This is a genomic window from Micromonospora sp. NPDC049151, from assembly GCF_040648395.1.
Classification (GTDB): Bacteria; Actinomycetota; Actinomycetes; order Mycobacteriales; family Micromonosporaceae; genus Micromonospora.
On record NZ_JBEZDP010000022.1, the window covers coordinates 76,807 to 92,748 of the forward strand.

Below are 15,942 nucleotides of genomic sequence, written 5' to 3' on the forward strand. Positions count from 1 at the left end.
GCCGGCCAGCCTAGTCGTACCGCGGGGTGGTGACGCCGCTGTCACCACCCCGCGCCCCCGTCGGACGGAGGGTCAGGCGGGCACCGGGGTACGCCGCCGCCCGCGACGCCCCGGAGCGCTTCCGCCGCCGGCACCGGTCGGCTCGGCCCCATCCGGTCCGGAACCACCCGGCGCGTCGATCTCCAGCGGTGTGACAGCGCCCAGCTCGTCGTCCTCGGCCGTGACCGGACCGTCGTCCGCCACGTCGCCCAGCTCGTCCTCCTCCGCGACCGGGTCGCCCGCCCCCGGGTCGAAGCCGGTGCCCTGCACGCGCGGCCGGGCACCGAGGGCGGCGGCGCCCGGCAGGCCGGGGCCGACGTCGAACGGGTCGGGCTCGCCCACCCGCTCGACGGCATCGGCCGGCCCAGTCCGGCCGCCCCCGTACTCCGGCGGCGGGAAGTCGTCGTCGAAGGGCCGGTCGTCGAACGTGGCGGGGGCCTGCGCGGCCGGCACCGGCTCGGTCGCCTCGCCGTGCACCCGCTGCTCGGCCTCGGCGTCCTCGACCGTGCTGGTGGCGGCGCGGGGCTGGTTGCGCAGGAAGCGGGCCCGGCCGCGGGACAGGTCGTGCCCGACCGCGACCGCCTCCAGCTCGTAGAGCGTGCGGTGGGTGCCGGACTCGTCGGTCCAGTCCCGGGTGTAGAGGCGGCCGGCGACGATCACCGGATCACCCACCGCCACCGAGGCGGCCACTCCCTCGGCGAGGCGGCGCCAGCAGTTGACGCGTACCCGAAGGCTGTTGCCGTCGACCCAGCGGCCGCTGTCGCGGTCGAGCCGGCGGGCGGTCGAGGCGACCTTGAAGTTGGCCACCAGCGTTCCGCTCTGCGTGGTACGGCGCCACTCCGGCGCGGTGAGCACGTTGCCGACGATCGTCACGTACGTATCGAACATCGCCCCTCCCAGGGATCGGCTTGTCCCGATGAGCGTCGGCCGGATGCCCCGCCCGGACCACCCGCCGGCCCGGACCTGTGGATGACGGGCGGCCCTGTGGACAACCACCTGATCAAGGTCCCGATCTGCTAGGCCGACCGGCCCTACGGGCCTGACCTGCGGCGATGCATGATCGAGAGGAGCCGGCAGGCAGGCGTTCCGGAATCAGGCCGGTTGGGTATGTCTGTGATCAACCGAGAGAAAGGGAGCTCCGATGCTTCTCCGAGACGTCCGCGAGGCAGCGCGATGAGCGCCGTGGCGAACCCCGCGACCGTGGCCGAGTGCCTGCGGGTCGGCGCCGGGTTCTCCCAGGGCGACCGCAACTGGATCGCCGAGCAGTTCGGGACCCTGGACGCCCGGCTCGCCGGCTTCCACGCCGACGCCACCGAGCTGGAGGTGTCCGTCAAGGATCGCGAGGCCCGGGGCCAGAAGGTGACCCTGGAGTGCTGGATCGCCGGGCGGCAGAAGATCGTCACCACCTCGACCGAGGAGGATCTGCACGCCGCGCTCAACGACGTCCGGGACGACCTGCGCCGCAAGCTCAACGACGCGAAGACCCGGCAGGAGCCGCGCCACAACAAGCACCTGCGCGCCGTCGACCAGCCCGAGGGCACCCCGTTGCTGGACGCCGAGCGCGAGGACGCCGAGACCGCCTGAATTCCGGCACGGCCCGCCCGCCCGGTGCCGGCGGGCGGGCCGTCCTGCGCCGAGGCGTTGTTAACAGGGGGCCCTTCCTCTACCGGAGGCGTTAACAAGGGCCCCCTCCTTTCACCACCCCTACCGCCGGGTAGCGCGGCGGCGTACCGTCGCGGTCGTGGAACCGGACGTGCTGGGCGCCCCCTACGAGCGGCGGACGATCGAGCTGGGCACCGACGACGAGGGGCCGGTGGTCGCGACCCTCGTGCGGCGGCGGGCCGACCGCCCGACCGGCCGCGCCGTGCTCTACGTGCACGGCTTCGTCGACTACTTCTTCCAGACCCACGTGGCCGACTTCTTCGCCGAGCGCGGCTGGGACTTCTACGCGCTCGACCTGCGCAAGTACGGCCGCAGCCTGCTCCCGCACCAGACCCCGAACTTCTGCCGCGACCTGAGCGACTACTTCCCCGAGCTGGACGCCGCCGCGGAGATCATCCGCGCCGAGGAGGGCCACGACACCCTGCTCGCCATGGGCCACTCGACCGGCGGTCTGATCATCTCGCTCTGGGCGCACGACCGCCGCGACGCGGGCCTGGTCGACGGCATCGTGCTCAACAGCCCCTTCTTCGACATCAACGCGCCCTGGATGGTCCGCCGACCCCTCGCGGCCGCCGTCTCCCGCCTGGGCCGCCGGGCGCCGCGGCGTGTGCTGCCGTTCGGCCTGGGCACGGTGTACGGCGAGAGCCTGCACGCCGACCACCGGGGCGAGTGGCGGTACGACCTGGCCTGGAAGCCGCTCGCCGGCTTCCCGGTGCGGGCCGGCTGGATCAACGCGATCCGTGCCGGTCAGCGCCGCCTGCGGGCCGGGCTGGACATCCCGGTGCCGGTGCTGCTCGCCTGCTCCACGCGGAGTTTCCGGGGCGCCAAGTGGCACGACAGCGCCACCGGTGCCGACGCGGTGCTCGACGTCGAGCACATGGTGCGCTGGGCGCCCCGCCTCGGGCGGCACGTCACGCTCGCCCGTTTCGACGGCGGGCTGCACGACCTCACGCTGTCCAGTCCCGGCGTACGCGAGAAGGTCTTCGCGGAGGTCGGACGGTGGGCGGAGGGCTTCCTCCGCGCCGGGCCGACCGAGCCGGAGCCGACGACGCCGCCCGCCCCGCGCAGGCCGGCCGACGCGAACGCCGAGGGCTGAGGCCGGTCCGTCCCACCGCCGGGACGTCGGGTTCGGTCGGCCGTCCCGCCGCCGGACCGCCGGTTCAGTCGGCGACGACGGCCGTGAGCGCGGCGCGGATCCGGTCGAACGTGGCGATCGGATGGCCACCGGCCTGCGGCGGCAGCACCACGCCCAGGCAGCGCAGCGCGGGCCCGCCGTCCGGCCCGGCCTCGACCGCGAACACGGGCGCGCCCACGTAGCCGGCGGGCAGTTCCGTCGTGACCCGCACCTCGCCGCCGTCCCGGGCGACCCGCTCGACCACCGCCTCCAACGGCCGCGACCCGCCGTCGCCGACACCGAGGGCCAGCACGAACGCCGACGCGGGCGCCGCGCCGATCCGCGCGACCGAGTCGGGCGGCGCGGCCACCGCCTCGGTGACCTGCTGGGTACGCCAGCACCAGCCCCGATCGTCGGCGTAGCCGTGCAGGCCGCCGGTCGGCATCGCGGCGATCCCCAGTTCGGGCAGGTGCAGCCAGTGGTCGGCGAAACCGGGCAGGTCGATCGGCTCGTCCGCCCCCTCGGCCGGGTCGGTGACGCTCGGCCGCAACCCGATCTCGCCGTACGCCCGGCTGGTCAGCGCGTCGGCGGTGAGCAGCCACTCGTGCGCGATCTCGCCGTCGTCGGTGGCGCCCACCAGCTCGCTGTAGAAGAAGGCGGTGCCGGCGACGCCCGCCGGCGCTCCCGGCGCGTCCGAGCCGGTGAGGGGCAGAATGGCCCGCCCGAGGAGCTGGCACAGCTCGAAGACGATCTCGTTCTCGGTTTCCTGGTCGAGCAGCATCCGACGAGGGTACGGATCGCGGCCCGCCCGGCCCGCGCCGGACCCGCCGGAACTGTGGTGCCGGTCCGGGCACCGGCATGGGACGCTGAGGGACGGAAACGGACGCGCCGACCCGTACCCCCGGACACGTGGGGAGCGGCGGTACCCTCTTGGCGCGACGATCGTCGGCGCGCGCCCGTAGCTCAGCGGATAGAGCAGGGGACTTCTAATCCCAAGGCCGCAGGTTCGAATCCTGCCGGGCGCACCCCCACCACCGCAGGTCGGCGGCTGACGCCGCCGGTTGAGACGGAGTCGCCGAACGGTTCCGGTTCGCGGATGGTGGGCAGCTAGCTAGTTGAGCAGGAGCGTGGGTCGAGCGTCGCTGCGGCCGGATGTGAGAACCCGGGTCAGGCCACGCTTGAGCATCGAAACCTGATCAGCGGTCAGGTGCAGGCCGAAGGTGGCATCGGTCGGCAACGCGAGTGCCTGGGCCGCCTCGCTCGTGAGCTTGAGCCTCAGCCGCGTCCCGGTCACCTCACATTCGACGACTCCGCCGTAGTGGGTAGCCTGCCCCGGATCGACCACCAGGCAGTACGTGTCAAAGCCCAAGGCGATTTCCTGCGGGTCTTCCAGGGCATCCTCGTCGCACTCCATCAGGGCCAGTTGCCAGGACTCTGGTTCACCGGTGTCGCCCACCGCGATGACGTAGACGCCATCGTCTTCCTCACCCACGTCGCGCAGGGTCGACGGTGCGAATCCGTGTGAGGCGCCCATCGCGTCATCCTTCGGTCGGCTGTCCTGCCGCTGATCTTGCTCATCGGTCAGGAGCCGTGCAACCTCCGTACGAATGGTGGCGTCCCGCCTTCGGTCAAGACAGGTGCGGTACAGCCATCGGTACGGGCACAGGCACCAGATCGCGAGCGACAGCTAGTAGGTTGTGGCCGCCATGGAGTTCACCCAGGTCGCGTTGATGGTGGCCTACATCGTCCTGGTGCTGCTAACGCTGGCGTGGCCGTTGCTCGCGGTCGGCGCTGTGGCGCTGCCCCTGTGGGGTCTGCTCCTCCTGGTGAACGCGCGAAGACGAATGAGCACACCCGACCCGACCAGACGACAGAGACGTGTCCGCTGGTTGCTGATCGCCGGGCCGGTGCTGACGTCACTCGCCACATACGGTTACGGACTGAGCCGAATGGCGTCCGGCTTGCCGACCGACCCCGACGACAGGTGCCGGATCGCGATGCGTGGCGACATGCCGTACGACCCGGAGCGAGCGGGTGGGTCGTCGTCCATCTGGCCACTGCATGACACCACGTGTGGGCCGGAGTTGGTGCCGGGGTTCGTCAACCCGCTGGTGGCCGGGGCGGCTGTGGTGTCCGTGGTGCTCCTCGTGACCATGGCGTGGGTGACGATCAGGGCCCGGCGGTCGAACGTCGCCGAGCCGTGATCGTCAGCGCGACTGGATGGCCGAAGCCCGCTCAGGCAGCCGTCAGCGCCGCCAGGGCCCGGTCCATCGCGGCGTTGAACTCCTCCGGCTTCAGCGTCAGCCGGGACTTGACGTCGCGACTCCACTGGTCGGCCAGCACCTCGGCGGAACCCGCCTCGACACCGTCGAGCGCCGCGTCGGCCAGCTCGGACGGCGCGATCTTGTCTACGGGCCAGCCGGCTGACATGTCGGTGTCGGCCAGGCCGAGGTGCACCGCCGTCACGAGCGTGCCCTGGTCGGCGAGTTCCAGGCGTACGCCGTTCGTCATGGCCCACGCGGCGGCCTTGGTCAGGTGGTAGGCGCCGGCGCCCCTGGTCCCGAACCACGACATGGCGGAGAGCACGTTCACGATCGCACCGCCGCCGTGCCGGGCGAGCACCGGTGCGAACGCCCTGATCATCGTCAGATGCCCGAGCACGTTGGTCTCCACCTCGTGCCGTACCCCGTCCAGCGAGCCGGTCACCAGGTCGGTTCCGGTCTGGATCCCGGCGTTGTTGACGAGCAGCGTGACGTCCGGCGCGGCAGCGGCGACGGCTCGCACCGACGCGGCACTGGTGATGTCCAGCGGAAGCACCTCGACGCCGGGCAGGTCGACGGTCTCGGGGCGGCGGGCGGTCGCGTAGACCTTGCGGGCACCGCGTTCGAGCAGGCGCTGGGCGAAGGCGCGGCCCAGGCCGCGGTTGGCTCCGGTGACGAGGGCTACCGATTCGTTGATGTCCATGCCGGTACGCTAAAACCTGACGTTGACGTCAGAGGCAAGTGTTGATCGCCGACACCGGGGTGAGAGGGGTCACCGTGACCGAGCCGCTGATCCGCATCGGCGAGGTGGCGCGCGACGCCGGTGTCTCGGTGCGTGCCGTGCGCTACTACGAGCAGCAGGGCCTTCTCCTCCCCCGGCGCAGCGCGTCCGGCCAGCGCCTCTACCGGCCGGACACGGTCACGCTGGTGCGCTTCATCCAGCAGATGTACGCGGCCGGCCTGACCAGCCGCAGGATCGCCGAACTCCTGCCGTGCTGGGACTCCGGGCACACCGATCCCGGGCAGCGGGCCATGCTGCGCGCCGAGCGCGAGCGTATCCAGGCCAAGGTCGACGACCTCCGGGCCGCGCTGGACCGCCTCGACGAGGTCATCGCGATCACCGACACGCACCCGTAGGCGCGGCCCGCCGGACCCGGCAGGGTGCTCAGCGGTCCTCGGCCTCCCGGCGGGCGCGCAGCGCGCCGACGACCGCCAGCCCCACGCCGCCGAGCGCGACAGCCATCTCCACCGCCGAGGACACCTCAAGGGCGCCTGCCGCCGGAGCGTCCACGCTCACCATGACGCCGGGTTGCAGGAAGGCGCCCTTCGCGGGCTCGACGAACGTCCACCAGCTCGCCCATGTGGAGGCGAGATCCGCGCAGGTCCACACCGCGACCACCGACAGCAGGGCCATTCCCGCCGGGAGGAGCCCGCGCCGATCGCTCCGCCGTCCGGACGACGCCAGCACCCCGGCGGTCACGAGCACGGCGAGCAACGCCGGCCACACCGCCACGAACAGGTCGGGCAGCGGCGGTTCGCCGGGTGTCAGCGCCACGCTCACCACGCACCAGACGAGCACGACCACCGCCAGGACCGTCGTCACCACACCGCGCCGCCCGCCGCGCGCCGGAGCCGCCGACACGGCGACACCCAGCAGGAGTACGCCGAGAGCCAGGCCCCACGCGGTCAGCCGCTGCCGGTCGAGGCCGTCCTGCCAGCTCTCCAGCAGGTACGCCCGCGCCTCCGCCTGGCCCCGTAGCGGCTCGCCCTCGTCCTGCTCCCGACGCCGGTGCAGGTTCGCGGCCGCCACCAGGGCGAACAGCCCGGCACCGGCGGCTGCGCCCCACCGCGCCCGGCGGGTGCCGGAGGCCGTGAGGGCGTGGCCGCACAGCGCCGCCAGCGTGACCACCGCCCACAGAAGCGAAGCCTCCCGCATGGCGAGCAGCGCGGCTCCGACCGACAGCAGACCGGCGACGACCGCGGCGACTCGCAGGCCCGACGACAAGCGCATGGCGGAGAGAGTGGCACAGGAATCCGGGCCGCGAGGACCCGCCGTTTTCGTCGGTGGTCTTGGGCATGATCGCGTACGCCGCCGAGCGGTGGCGGTCGACGAGCGAGACTAGCGTGCCGTTCCGGCGAGCAGCCACCGCCGGACGGGCACCTCCAGCAGCACCCGGTCCCCGTCCGTGGTGACCGGCTGCCGGATGTCCCATCCCGCGTACTTCTCGGCGAACGCCGCGACGATCGCGGGCGGGAAGGCGGCATGGTGCACGCGGGCCTCGCCCTCGGCGACGACCGGGTGGACGCCGTCCTCCAGGGCGAGCGAGACGCGGGGGTCGGCCGCCACGTTGCGGGCCTTGACGCTGCGTCCCTCGCAGCCGATCCACCAGACGCCGTCGGCATGGACGAACCACACCGGAGTGACGTGCGGGGAGCCGTCCGGGCGCAGCGTGCAGAGCCAGACGTTGCGCTCGCGGGCGAGCCGGTCCGCGACGTCCGCCGCGAGCTCAGCCCGGCTCACTCGCAGATCCGCCACTCCCCGTCCTCCTTGACCATGGGGAACTCCTGGGTCACCTTGTTGCCGACCTCCGGCGTGAAGCGGATGGTCGTCGACCCGCTCACCAGACCGTTGTTGTTCGACACGTTGATGCCGGTGATGGCGTAGCCGGTGAACTCCGGCTGCGAGGCCCGCTGCTGGGCGAACTCCTCCTCGCTGACCCGCTCGCGTACCCGGGTGCAGAGCTGCCGGTACGCGGCCGGATAGTCGCGGTCGACGATCGCCTCGGCGAACGTCTCCGCAGCGGATCGGGCCGGCCCGGTGGCGTCCTTCACCACGCGGAACAGGAGGAATCCGCCGAACACGCCGCCGGAGCAGCAGAGCGCGAGCACCACGCCCAGGACGATGAACAGGGTTCGCTTGGACTTCTTGGGCGGGACCGGGGGCTGCTGATACGCCATGATCGGCAGGATAGGAGGCCCGGACAAGCGTTAACCGGATACCCGGCCTCCCCTTCTCGCCGGCCATCGACCGATGTCGGCACGGCGCACCCGGGATCCGCGCCGCTGAACGCCGGGCCGGAGGGCGGCTACTTTACGGCGGAGCGAAACTCGTCAACCACCAAGGGTGACCAGTTGCGACAAACCGTGTTATTCTCCGGCGTCGATCTAAGCCCGCGCGGACCCGGCCGGGTCGCTGCCGGAAGGACATCCCCCCGATGCCGGTCGCTGCCGCCATGCCGCTGCCACGGCCCCCGCTGGCCCGCCCGGCGGGTGACGCGTTCAGCCTGATCTTCACCACCCTGCCGGCGCTGCTGCGGCTCACCTGCGGCCTGGTCGGCGCGGTGGTCGCGCTGTCGGTGCGTACGCCGCCGGTGCGGGTCGCGCTGTTGATCCCCGCGGTCGTCGTGCTCACCGCCTGGTCGGTCTGGTACGCGTGGCGGGCGTTCCGGCACGGCATCGACGGCCCGCTGGTCGCCGGTGACGTGGCGCTGACCACCGCCGCCGCGCTCGCCGTGCCGTGGCTCGTCGCGCCGGAGGTGCTGCCGGGCGAGGCGAGCTGGATCGCGGTGCTGGCCAGCTCGACGATCATCAACGCGCAGGCCACCGCGCCGGCCCGCTGGTCCGTGCCGGCCGGCCTGCTGGTCGCCGCCGCGTACGGCACCGGCACCACGCTGGCCGGCAACCCGGCCGAGGCGCGGGCGCACGTCGCGACACTGCTGGTGCAGACCGGCAGCACGGCGGTGATGACAGCGGTGATGCGCCGCCGGATCGCCCGCGCCGACGCCGCGTTCGCCGACTACCAGCGGCTGTCCCGCGAGGCGGTGGTGGCGCGCGCCGCCCGCGAGGCCGAACGGCGGCACAACCGCGACCTGCACGACACGGTCCTGGGCACGCTCACCATGGTCGGCCTCGGCGCGGTGCCCGACTCGGCGACGTTGCGCGACCGGTGCGTGCACGACCTGCGTACCCTCACCGCCCTGGCGGGGGCGCGGACCGCGAGCGCACCCGCCGAGGCCGACCTGGACGAACGGCTGCGCGAGTTGCTCGCCAGTGCGCCCGGCCCGGCGGTGACCGCGACGTTGGAACCGTGCCGGCTGCCGGCGGAGGTCGTCACGGCGCTCGCCGACAGCGCCGCCGCCGCGCTGGCGAACGTGGCGCGGCACGCGCCGGGCGCGGCGGCGGCGCTGCGCCTGGCCCGCGAGGGTGACACCGTCGTGGTCGAGGTGGCCGACGACGGTCCCGGCTTCGACCCGGCGACGGTCCCGGCCCACAGGTACGGGCTGCGCGAGTCGATCCACGGGCGGATGAGCACTGTGGGCGGTCGGGCGGTGGTGACTTCCGCCCCTGGCGCCGGCACCCGGATCCGGCTGGAGTGGTCCGGTGGCGACTGAGTCGGGCACGGCGGCGACGGCCGGCCCCGCGCTGCGGCCGCTGCCCCGGCCTCGTGCGGCGGCGCGATCCGGAGCGCCGACGGCCCCGCCCGAGGCGCACGCGGTGGCCCACGCGTCCGACCAGGGCGCGCGGATCGCGGTGATCGTCATCGCGGCGGCCTGGCATCTGGGGGTCGCGTTGCCGGCCGTGTCGCGGGCCGGGCAGGGCATGGCGGCCCCGGCCGTGGTGGCGGCGGGCTGGCTGGTGACCGCGCTGGTCGGCGTCGGCGCGGGGGTACGGCTGCTGCGCGGCGGACTGCCGCCGGCCGGGCCGCTGGCCGCGGTGCTGCTGGTGGTCGACGCGGCGGTGGTCACGGGGGCCGGCGAGCGGTTCCTGTTCAGCACCGCCAACTGGGTGTGGGGCGGCCTGGCCTGGTTCTTCCTGCTGGCGATCTGGCAGCGGCCGGCGCGCTGGCTGCTGGTCATGCTCACCGCGCACGGCGCGATCGCGCTGGCGGCTGTGGTGTTCTACGGGGCGACCACCCCGGCCGACCTGAGCCGCACCGCGATGTACGTCTACGGCACCTCCACCCTGCCGGTGGCGGTCTTCGTCGGCGCGGCGGCGATCACCGCCCAGGCCCGGGAGCGGGCGGCCACCGCCGCGGCGACGCTCGCCGTGGCGGCGGAGCAGGAGGCGGCCGAGCGTGCCCGCACCGAACGGCAGGCGCGCCTGGCCCTGGTCAGCGGCACCGCCGAGGAGGTGCTGGCCGAGCTGGCGGCCGGTGCGGCCGACCCGGCCGACCCGGCGGTACGGCGGCGCGCGGTGCTGGCCGCGGCCCGGCTGCGCCGGCTGATCGCGGAGTCGGACGACGTGCCGGACGCGTTGCTGCACGAACTGCGCGCGGCGGCCGACCTGGCCGAGCGCAACGGACTACCGATCGACCTGGTGTCGGTCGGCACGCCACCGGAGCTGCCGGTGGAGATCCGGCGCGGGCTGGCCGACCCGCTCACGGCGGCGCTCGCCGCGGCTGAGGGCTGGGCCCGGCTGACTGTGGTCGCGGGCCCGGACGAGGTGGTGGTCAGCCTGGTGACACCGGATCACGACGGCCCGGACGAGCCGGCGGCCGGCGGTTACGGGCCGGTGGAGCACCTGCACGAACGCGACGGGGAGATTAGATGGACGCAGACCCGCTGGCGGCGGACGTGAACGCCGGCACCCCGATCGGGGTGGCGATCGTGGACGACCACCCGGTGGTGATCGACGGGGTGCGCGCCTGGCTGTCCGGCGAACCACGGCTGCGGGTGCTCGCCACCGGCGACGACCCGGACGAGGTGCTGCGCGCCGCGCCGGACGCCGAGGTGGTGCTGCTCGACCTGCGCCTGCACGGCCGGATGGTGCTGGACAAGCTGGCCGAGCTGAGCGCGGCCGGGCGCCGGGTGGTGGTCTACTCCGAGCACAGCGACCCGCAGACCATGCTCGCCGCGCTCGATGCCGGTGCGGTCGCGTTCCTGGCCAAGCACGAGGGGCGGGAGCACTGTGTGGCCACTGTGCTGGCGGCGGCGAGCGACCGGCCGTACGTGCCGCCGGCGCTGGCCGGCGCGATGGTCGGTGACGCCCGGCCGGACCGTCCGTCCCTGTCGGACAAGGAGCGGGAGGCGCTGCTGCTGTGGTTCCAGTCGATGTCGAAGGCGTCGGTGGCCCGCCGGATGCAGATCAGTGAGCACACCGTGAAGCAGTACGTCGACCGGGCGCGGATCAAGTACACCCGAGCGGGTCGTCCGGCCGCCACGAAGTCGGCGCTGCTCGCCCGGGCGATCGAGGACGGACTCGTCCGACCGGAAGATATCGGCATCTACCGGTCGCAGGCGTCGGCCGACCGGCCGACCCCCTAACAGGCGTCATGACAGTCACCTCGGGAATCCGGCAGGCTCTCCGATACCGCCAACCGTCATCGGGAGGTCGTACCGTGCCGGAGGACGCCACACCCTTCTTCGTCGGGCCACACCGGTTCGACGCCGACGACGACCCCACCCGTCCCGTGCTCGACCGGCGCTACGAGCTGGTGCCCGAGCCGGGCGAACGCCTGCTCGGCCAGCATCGCCTGCGCGTCGCCGGTCATCTGCTCGGCCCGAGCGAGGACGTCCGCTGCTGGTCGCTGCCCACCCCGGCGACGGTCACCGTGACCGACCGCCGGATCGCGTACGTCTGCACCGGCTCCGAGCTGTCACTGGTCTCCGGGCGGGACGGCCGGACGGACGCCCGGCACCGGCGCCCGGGCCGGCTGTCCCGCCTGGTCAGCGCGCAGATCCGCTGGCAGTGGCCGTCCCGGCTGGACCTGGCCGAGATCGGCGACGGCAGCGGTGAGCTGCGCGTCGTCTGCGACGCGCTGCGTACCATCAGGCAGCCCGCGCTTGCGCTGACCGGCCCGGTCGGGACGGTGGCCGCGCTGGCCCGGCAGGTGCGCCGCGCGGTGGCCGGTTTCCGGCTGGCGAACGCCGACCTGGTCGACCTGTCCCGGCCGGAACGGGACGCGCTCGCCGTCCGGGTGGCCGCCTCCCCCGGCCCGACGCTCGGCACCGTGACGCTGCCGGGCTCGCTGCCGGTGGAGTTCCTGTCCCGCGACGACTACTACCGTTCGCCGGAGGCCGAGACGTCGCGGTGGTCGTGGTCCGGCTTCCCGGCGCACGACCGGCCCGGCTCCGCCTGCTGACGCTCCCCCGTCGCGGGCGGGTCGCCGGGCGCGGGCGCGGTCAGGAGGCGCTGCGGGTGCGGCGCTCGGACCGGTCCAGCTCGACCGCCTCCTCCGGGGTCGGCGCGCCGCCGCCCAGGTGGGCCGGCTGCCACCAGGCGTCGTCCGGGCCGGACGGCTTGTCCGGGTACTCCCGCTGGGCCCGGTCCACGAGCGCCGACAGACGGGTACGCAGGTCGGCGGTCATGACTGTGGCGTCCGGGTAGGCGGCCGGGTCCATCGGCTCGCCGACGATGATGGTGATCGGCGTGTGCCGGCGGGTCAGCGTACGCGGGCGGCCCTTGGTCCACAGCCGCTGCGTGCCCCAGAGCGCCACCGGCAGCAGCGGCACGCCGGCCTCCTGCGACATCCGGGCCGCGCCGTTCTTCAGGTCCTTGACGGTGAAGGAGCGGCTGATCGTCGCCTCCGGGAAGACGCCCACCACCTCGCCCCGGCGCAGCGCGGCGACAGCCGTGGAGTACGAGCTGGCGCCGGCCGCGCGGTTGACCGGGATGTGCTTCATGCCGCGCATCAGCGGACCGGAGACGCTGTGCCGGAAGACGCTGTCCTTGGCCATGAACCGGACCAGCCGCTTCGCCGGGTGGGCGCCGTAGCCGCAGAAGATGAAGTCGAGGTAGCTCACGTGGTTGGACGCGAGGACGGCGCCGCCGGTGGCCGGCACGTGCTCGCTGCCGGACACGTCCAGACGCAGGTCGAGCAGCCGGAACATCGTCTTGGCGGCGGTGATCACAGGGGGGTACACGAGTTCCGACATGCCGAAACTTTACCCCGAGTAGGTTACGCGACCGTAGGGCCGATCTGACCGCCGTCGCCGGCGACTAGGTTCGAGGCATGCCCGACCTCGCCGCGATCGTCATCCACTGCCGCGACCCCTACCTGCTCGCCCCGTTCTGGAGTGCGGTCACCGGGCTGCCGCTGGTCGAGGAGGATCGGGTGAAGCTCACCGAGGGCACGCTCGCGCCGACCGAGGCGGTGCTGCTGCGTGATCCGCACGGCCGGCGTCCGGACCTGTGGATCAGCCCGGCCGACGTGCTGCCGGCGCCCGGCCGGATCCACCTCGACCTGGTCGGCGACGCCGAGGAGCGGGCCGCGGTGCTGGAGGCGGGCGCGACAGTCGTGCGCGAGCTGCCGCGCTGGACCGTGCTGGCCGACCCGGAGGGCAACGAGTTCTGCCTGCTGCCGCCGAACGAGGCGCACACCGCGCCGCCGCCGGGCCACTGAGCCACCGCCGGCCGGTTACCGAGCCGCCGCCCGGCGGCTGAGCCGGTTCAGCCGGCCGGTTCGTCAAGGTCGAGCCGGCCCCTGGCGAACGCGTCCACCCGGCCCCAGCGGCCCGGGATGTCAAGCACCTCGATCCGCCCCATGCCCACCGGCAGCCGCGGGTCCACCACCAGGTGCCCCTCGTGCGGCTCCAGCCCCAGCATGGTCCGCAACAGCAGCAGCGGCGCACCGGTGGACCAGGCCTGCGGGCTGCACGCGGTCGGGTACTCCACCGGGAACTTCGTCAGCTCGCGCTGGTAGCCGCCGAACGCCTCCGGCAGCCGGCCGTCGAAGTAGGTGGCCGCGTCGAGGATGCCGTTCGCCACGGTGGCGGCCTCCTCGGCGAAGCCGTACCGGCGCAGGCCCCACGCGGTGAACGAGTTGTCGAACGGCCAGATCGTGCCGTTGTGGTAGCCGATCGGGTTGTAGCGGACCTCGCCCTCGGCCAGCGTCCGCACCCCCCAGCCGGACCAGAGCCGGGGGCCGAGCAGATGCTCCGCGATCCTCGGCGCCCGCTCCTCGTCCACGATCCCGCTCCACAGCAGGTGGCCGATGTTGGAGCTGAGCACGTCGCACTGGCGGCCGTCCGGGTCCAGCGCGAGCGCGTAGAAGCCCCGGTCGGCGACCCACCAGTCGTCGTTGAAGCGCCGCTTCAGCTCCGCCGCCTCGCGTTCCAGTTGATCTGCGTACGCGGGGTCGTCCCAGAACAGCCGGGCCAGCCGGGCGGCCCGGGTCTTCGCGTCGTACGCGTACCCCTGCACCTCACAGGTGGCGCGGGGGAACGGCGGCAGCGTGCCGTCGGCGTACGAGATGGAGTCCCACGAGTCCTTCCAGCACTGGTTCTCCAGGCCGGTGTCGGTGTTGCGCCGCTCGTACCAGATGTAGCCGTTGCCGAGCAGGTCGGCGTAGTCGTCGATCCACTTCAGCGCGGCCCGGCACTCCCGTTCCAGCTCCTTGACCAGGGCGCCGTCGCCGCTCCACCGCTCGTACTCGTCGAGCAGCACCACGAACAGCGGCGTCGCGTCCACCGAGCCGTAGTACGGCGAGTGCGGCTGCTCCTCGAACGCGGCGGTCTCGCCGTACCGCATCTCGTGCAGGATCCGGCCCGGGTCCTCGTCCCGGAAGTCGTCGAACCGGGTGCCCTGGAGCGCGCCGAGGATGCGCAGCGTGGTCTTCGACATCTCCGGCGCGAACGGCAGCACCTGGAGGCAGGTGAGGATGCTGTCCCGGCCGAACATGGTCATGAACCAGGGCAGGCCGGCGGCGGGCAGCGTCTGCCCGCCGAGCGACAGCGGCGAGAAGCGCAACGCGGCGAGGTCGACAAGGCTCCGCCGGTACGTGGCGGCGAGTTCCTCGTGCTCGCTGTTCAGCTTCGGGGCCCGGCTGATCCACTCCTCCAGGTCGTGCTGGAGCGCGAGCCGCTCGGTGCCGTGCGCGCGCAGTCCCATCCGCAGGTCCCGGCCGCCGGGGCCGACCGCGAACGTCTGCACGTCGATGACGGCGTCCCACTGTTCGTTGGGCTCCAACCGGATGCTCCAGGCGAAGCCGCGCTGGTCGTAGCGGGCCGGCCGGTTGGCCGAGACGAACGTCTCGCGCCGGAAGTTGCCGCGCCGGTAGCCCAGGCGCAGCCGGTCCGGATCGGCCTCGGCGTAGTGTTCGCCCTTCTTGTTGAGGATCTCGTCCTTGACCTGGAACAGGTCGGCGAAGTCGGCCCCGGCGTCCATCCGGATCTCCAGGTCGACCGCTTTCTCGTCGTGGTTGAGGATGGTCAGCGTCTCGCGGAAGCTGCCGCCGACCGCCCGCTCCCGGATGACCGACAGCTTCGCGTCGATGTAGTGCGTGGCCACGCCGGGCACCAGGAAGAACCGGGCCTCGTAGTACTGCAGGTCGTCGTAGGACAACGCGTTGAGCCGCTCGCCGTTGACGGTGAGCACCCACTTCGACAGGTACCGCGTGTCGAGCGAGAACAGGCCGGTCGGCTCGCTCGGTGTGGCCTCGATGTCGCCGGTGTCCTGGCTCACCACGAACGTGTTGCCGTCCAGGATCCGGACGGTGTTCCCGCCGGGCATCAGGCGGCCCTCCCGGCGAACGTGTGGTGCGGTCCCCGGGAGGCCGGCGGGCCGGGGAAGACCCGCTCGACCTGCAACACGAGCCGCAGGTCCCCGACGACTGTCATGTCGCCGCGCAGCAGCGCCGCGATGGGGTTCTCCTCGCCGCCGACCATCTCGGCGAACAGGCGCGGATCGGTGCCGACGACAGTGTCGGCCTCGCCGTCCTCCTGCCGGACCCGCAGGTTCCCGTGGTCGATCTCCAGCAGCCAGTGCGTGGTGTGCGGGCCCTCGTGCAGGTCGAAGCGGAGCGTCCCGGATGTCTTGGCCAGCAGCGGCTCGAACCCGCGCCGATCCAGGTCCTCGAAGAATCTCGTGGTCATGTCCACCATCCGGGTGACTCCTCCCGCGATCCGCGGTCCACCTGTCCGAGGCTCC

19 protein-coding genes and 1 tRNA gene are annotated in these 15,942 nt (G+C 73.1%); 10 read left to right on the forward strand and 10 right to left on the reverse strand.

The features are described 5' to 3' along the window. Positions 1 to 72: 72 nt before the first annotated feature. Entirely contained in the window at positions 73 to 927 is an 855-nt protein-coding gene (gene ssb / locus AB0B20_RS23040; RefSeq protein ID WP_357473297.1) for a single-stranded DNA-binding protein, read from the reverse strand. Between the two features lie 285 nt (positions 928 to 1,212). On the opposite strand from ssb, the gene AB0B20_RS23045 reads away from it, so the two are divergent. Then, positions 1,213 to 1,623: an HPF/RaiA family ribosome-associated protein gene (locus AB0B20_RS23045; protein ID WP_357386259.1), complete on the forward strand. Its 411-nt coding sequence runs from the start codon at positions 1,213 to 1,215 to the stop codon at positions 1,621 to 1,623. A gap of 157 nt (positions 1,624 to 1,780) precedes the next feature. After that, positions 1,781 to 2,797, forward strand: coding sequence for an alpha/beta hydrolase (locus tag AB0B20_RS23050; protein WP_357473302.1), 1,017 nt, complete (start codon positions 1,781 to 1,783; stop codon positions 2,795 to 2,797). A 64-nt stretch (positions 2,798 to 2,861) separates the two neighbouring features. Here the strand turns inward: AB0B20_RS23050 and AB0B20_RS23055 are convergent, their stop codons facing one another. Continuing rightward, positions 2,862 to 3,596, reverse strand: coding sequence for a hypothetical protein (locus AB0B20_RS23055; RefSeq protein WP_357473305.1), 735 nt, complete (start codon positions 3,594 to 3,596; stop codon positions 2,862 to 2,864). 171 nt (positions 3,597 to 3,767) lie between these two features. Here AB0B20_RS23055 and AB0B20_RS23060 point away from each other — a divergent pair. Continuing rightward, a tRNA-Arg gene (locus AB0B20_RS23060) sits at positions 3,768 to 3,840 on the forward strand. Between the two features lie 86 nt (positions 3,841 to 3,926). On the opposite strand, the gene AB0B20_RS23065 is transcribed toward AB0B20_RS23060, so the two are convergent. Beyond that, positions 3,927 to 4,349, reverse strand: coding sequence for an Imm10 family immunity protein (locus tag AB0B20_RS23065; RefSeq protein WP_357473308.1), 423 nt, complete (start codon positions 4,347 to 4,349; stop codon positions 3,927 to 3,929). Positions 4,350 to 4,521: 172 nt separating this feature from the next. Here AB0B20_RS23065 and AB0B20_RS23070 point away from each other — a divergent pair, with 172 nt between their 5' ends. After that, the gene (locus AB0B20_RS23070) at positions 4,522 to 5,019 is read left to right on the forward strand and encodes a hypothetical protein (RefSeq protein WP_357473311.1); all 498 of its coding nucleotides are present in this window, start codon (positions 4,522 to 4,524) and stop codon (positions 5,017 to 5,019) included. Positions 5,020 to 5,050: 31 nt separating this feature from the next. Here the strand turns inward: AB0B20_RS23070 and AB0B20_RS23075 are convergent, their stop codons facing one another. Further along, positions 5,051 to 5,779, reverse strand: coding sequence for an SDR family oxidoreductase (locus AB0B20_RS23075; protein ID WP_357473314.1), 729 nt, complete (start codon positions 5,777 to 5,779; stop codon positions 5,051 to 5,053). Between the two features lie 74 nt (positions 5,780 to 5,853). Here AB0B20_RS23075 and AB0B20_RS23080 point away from each other — a divergent pair, with 74 nt between their 5' ends. Further along, a complete protein-coding gene (locus AB0B20_RS23080) occupies positions 5,854 to 6,213 on the forward strand; it encodes a MerR family transcriptional regulator (protein WP_357386248.1) in 360 nt (119 codons plus the stop codon). A gap of 28 nt (positions 6,214 to 6,241) precedes the next feature. On the opposite strand, the gene AB0B20_RS23085 is transcribed toward AB0B20_RS23080, so the two are convergent. The 3 genes from AB0B20_RS23085 to AB0B20_RS23095 all read right to left on the reverse strand — a co-directional run bounded on the left by AB0B20_RS23085 (position 6,242) and on the right by AB0B20_RS23095 (position 8,034). After that, complete coding sequence (locus AB0B20_RS23085) at positions 6,242 to 7,087, reverse strand: aminopeptidase (protein ID WP_357473317.1); 846 nt, start codon at positions 7,085 to 7,087, stop codon at positions 6,242 to 6,244. A 108-nt stretch (positions 7,088 to 7,195) separates the two neighbouring features. Then, positions 7,196 to 7,597 carry a pyridoxamine 5'-phosphate oxidase family protein gene (locus AB0B20_RS23090; protein ID WP_357473320.1) on the reverse strand — a complete coding sequence of 134 codons (402 nt, stop codon included), beginning with the start codon at positions 7,595 to 7,597 and terminating at the stop codon, positions 7,196 to 7,198. Then, entirely contained in the window at positions 7,594 to 8,034 is a 441-nt protein-coding gene (locus AB0B20_RS23095) for a hypothetical protein (protein ID WP_357386242.1), read from the reverse strand. Before AB0B20_RS23095 ends, AB0B20_RS23090 begins: the two co-directional genes overlap by 4 nt. Positions 8,035 to 8,291: 257 nt before the next feature. Between AB0B20_RS23095 and AB0B20_RS23100 the strand changes: the two genes are divergently transcribed. The 4 genes from AB0B20_RS23100 to AB0B20_RS23115 all read left to right on the forward strand — a co-directional run bounded on the left by AB0B20_RS23100 (position 8,292) and on the right by AB0B20_RS23115 (position 12,157). Beyond that, positions 8,292 to 9,467 carry an ATP-binding protein gene (locus AB0B20_RS23100; protein ID WP_357473323.1) on the forward strand — a complete coding sequence of 392 codons (1,176 nt, stop codon included), beginning with the start codon at positions 8,292 to 8,294 and terminating at the stop codon, positions 9,465 to 9,467. A 40-nt stretch (positions 9,468 to 9,507) separates the two neighbouring features. Next, positions 9,508 to 10,653, forward strand: a complete 1,146-nt coding sequence (locus tag AB0B20_RS23105) for a hypothetical protein (protein WP_357473351.1) — start codon at positions 9,508 to 9,510, stop codon at positions 10,651 to 10,653. Beyond that, entirely contained in the window at positions 10,623 to 11,339 is a 717-nt protein-coding gene (locus tag AB0B20_RS23110; RefSeq protein ID WP_357386238.1) for a response regulator transcription factor, read from the forward strand. The genes AB0B20_RS23105 and AB0B20_RS23110 overlap by 31 nt, the downstream gene beginning before the upstream one ends. Before the next feature lie 74 nt (positions 11,340 to 11,413). Beyond that, positions 11,414 to 12,157: a hypothetical protein gene (locus AB0B20_RS23115; RefSeq protein ID WP_357386236.1), complete on the forward strand. Its 744-nt coding sequence runs from the start codon at positions 11,414 to 11,416 to the stop codon at positions 12,155 to 12,157. A 40-nt stretch (positions 12,158 to 12,197) separates the two neighbouring features. Here AB0B20_RS23115 and AB0B20_RS23120 read toward each other — a convergent pair whose 3' ends face one another. Beyond that, the gene (locus tag AB0B20_RS23120) at positions 12,198 to 12,950 is read right to left on the reverse strand and encodes a lysophospholipid acyltransferase family protein (RefSeq protein ID WP_357386234.1); all 753 of its coding nucleotides are present in this window, start codon (positions 12,948 to 12,950) and stop codon (positions 12,198 to 12,200) included. 77 nt (positions 12,951 to 13,027) lie between these two features. On the opposite strand from AB0B20_RS23120, the gene AB0B20_RS23125 reads away from it, so the two are divergent. Continuing rightward, a complete protein-coding gene (locus AB0B20_RS23125) occupies positions 13,028 to 13,417 on the forward strand; it encodes a VOC family protein (protein WP_357386232.1) in 390 nt (129 codons plus the stop codon). Positions 13,418 to 13,464: 47 nt separating this feature from the next. Here AB0B20_RS23125 and AB0B20_RS23130 read toward each other — a convergent pair whose 3' ends face one another. Next, positions 13,465 to 15,525, reverse strand: coding sequence for a glycogen debranching N-terminal domain-containing protein (locus AB0B20_RS23130; RefSeq protein ID WP_357473328.1), 2,061 nt, complete (start codon positions 15,523 to 15,525; stop codon positions 13,465 to 13,467). Further along, positions 15,525 to 15,896, reverse strand: a complete 372-nt coding sequence (locus AB0B20_RS23135; RefSeq protein WP_357473331.1) for an SCP2 sterol-binding domain-containing protein — start codon at positions 15,894 to 15,896, stop codon at positions 15,525 to 15,527. Before AB0B20_RS23135 ends, AB0B20_RS23130 begins: the two co-directional genes overlap by 1 nt. Between the last annotated feature and the right edge of the window lie 46 nt (positions 15,897 to 15,942).

Bases quoted from the DNA above. Each gene is read 5' to 3' on its own strand.
- ssb (WP_357473297.1), bottom strand. From the start codon at position 927: ATGTTCGATACGTACGTGACGATCGTCGGCAACGTGCTCACCGCGCCG.
- AB0B20_RS23045 (WP_357386259.1), top strand. From the start codon at position 1,213: ATGAGCGCCGTGGCGAACCCCGCGACCGTGGCCGAGTGCCTGCGGGTC.
- AB0B20_RS23055 (WP_357473305.1), bottom strand. From the start codon at position 3,596: ATGCTGCTCGACCAGGAAACCGAGAACGAGATCGTCTTCGAGCTGTGC.
- AB0B20_RS23065 (WP_357473308.1), bottom strand. From the start codon at position 4,349: ATGGGCGCCTCACACGGATTCGCACCGTCGACCCTGCGCGACGTGGGT.
- AB0B20_RS23070 (WP_357473311.1), top strand. From the start codon at position 4,522: ATGGAGTTCACCCAGGTCGCGTTGATGGTGGCCTACATCGTCCTGGTG.
- AB0B20_RS23075 (WP_357473314.1), bottom strand. From the start codon at position 5,779: ATGGACATCAACGAATCGGTAGCCCTCGTCACCGGAGCCAACCGCGGC.
- AB0B20_RS23085 (WP_357473317.1), bottom strand. From the start codon at position 7,087: ATGCGCTTGTCGTCGGGCCTGCGAGTCGCCGCGGTCGTCGCCGGTCTG.
- AB0B20_RS23095 (WP_357386242.1), bottom strand. From the start codon at position 8,034: ATGGCGTATCAGCAGCCCCCGGTCCCGCCCAAGAAGTCCAAGCGAACC.
- AB0B20_RS23100 (WP_357473323.1), top strand. From the start codon at position 8,292: ATGCCGGTCGCTGCCGCCATGCCGCTGCCACGGCCCCCGCTGGCCCGC.
- AB0B20_RS23110 (WP_357386238.1), top strand. From the start codon at position 10,623: ATGGACGCAGACCCGCTGGCGGCGGACGTGAACGCCGGCACCCCGATC.
- AB0B20_RS23120 (WP_357386234.1), bottom strand. From the start codon at position 12,950: ATGTCGGAACTCGTGTACCCCCCTGTGATCACCGCCGCCAAGACGATG.
- AB0B20_RS23125 (WP_357386232.1), top strand. From the start codon at position 13,028: ATGCCCGACCTCGCCGCGATCGTCATCCACTGCCGCGACCCCTACCTG.
- AB0B20_RS23130 (WP_357473328.1), bottom strand. From the start codon at position 15,525: ATGCCCGGCGGGAACACCGTCCGGATCCTGGACGGCAACACGTTCGTG.
- AB0B20_RS23135 (WP_357473331.1), bottom strand. From the start codon at position 15,896: ATGGTGGACATGACCACGAGATTCTTCGAGGACCTGGATCGGCGCGGG.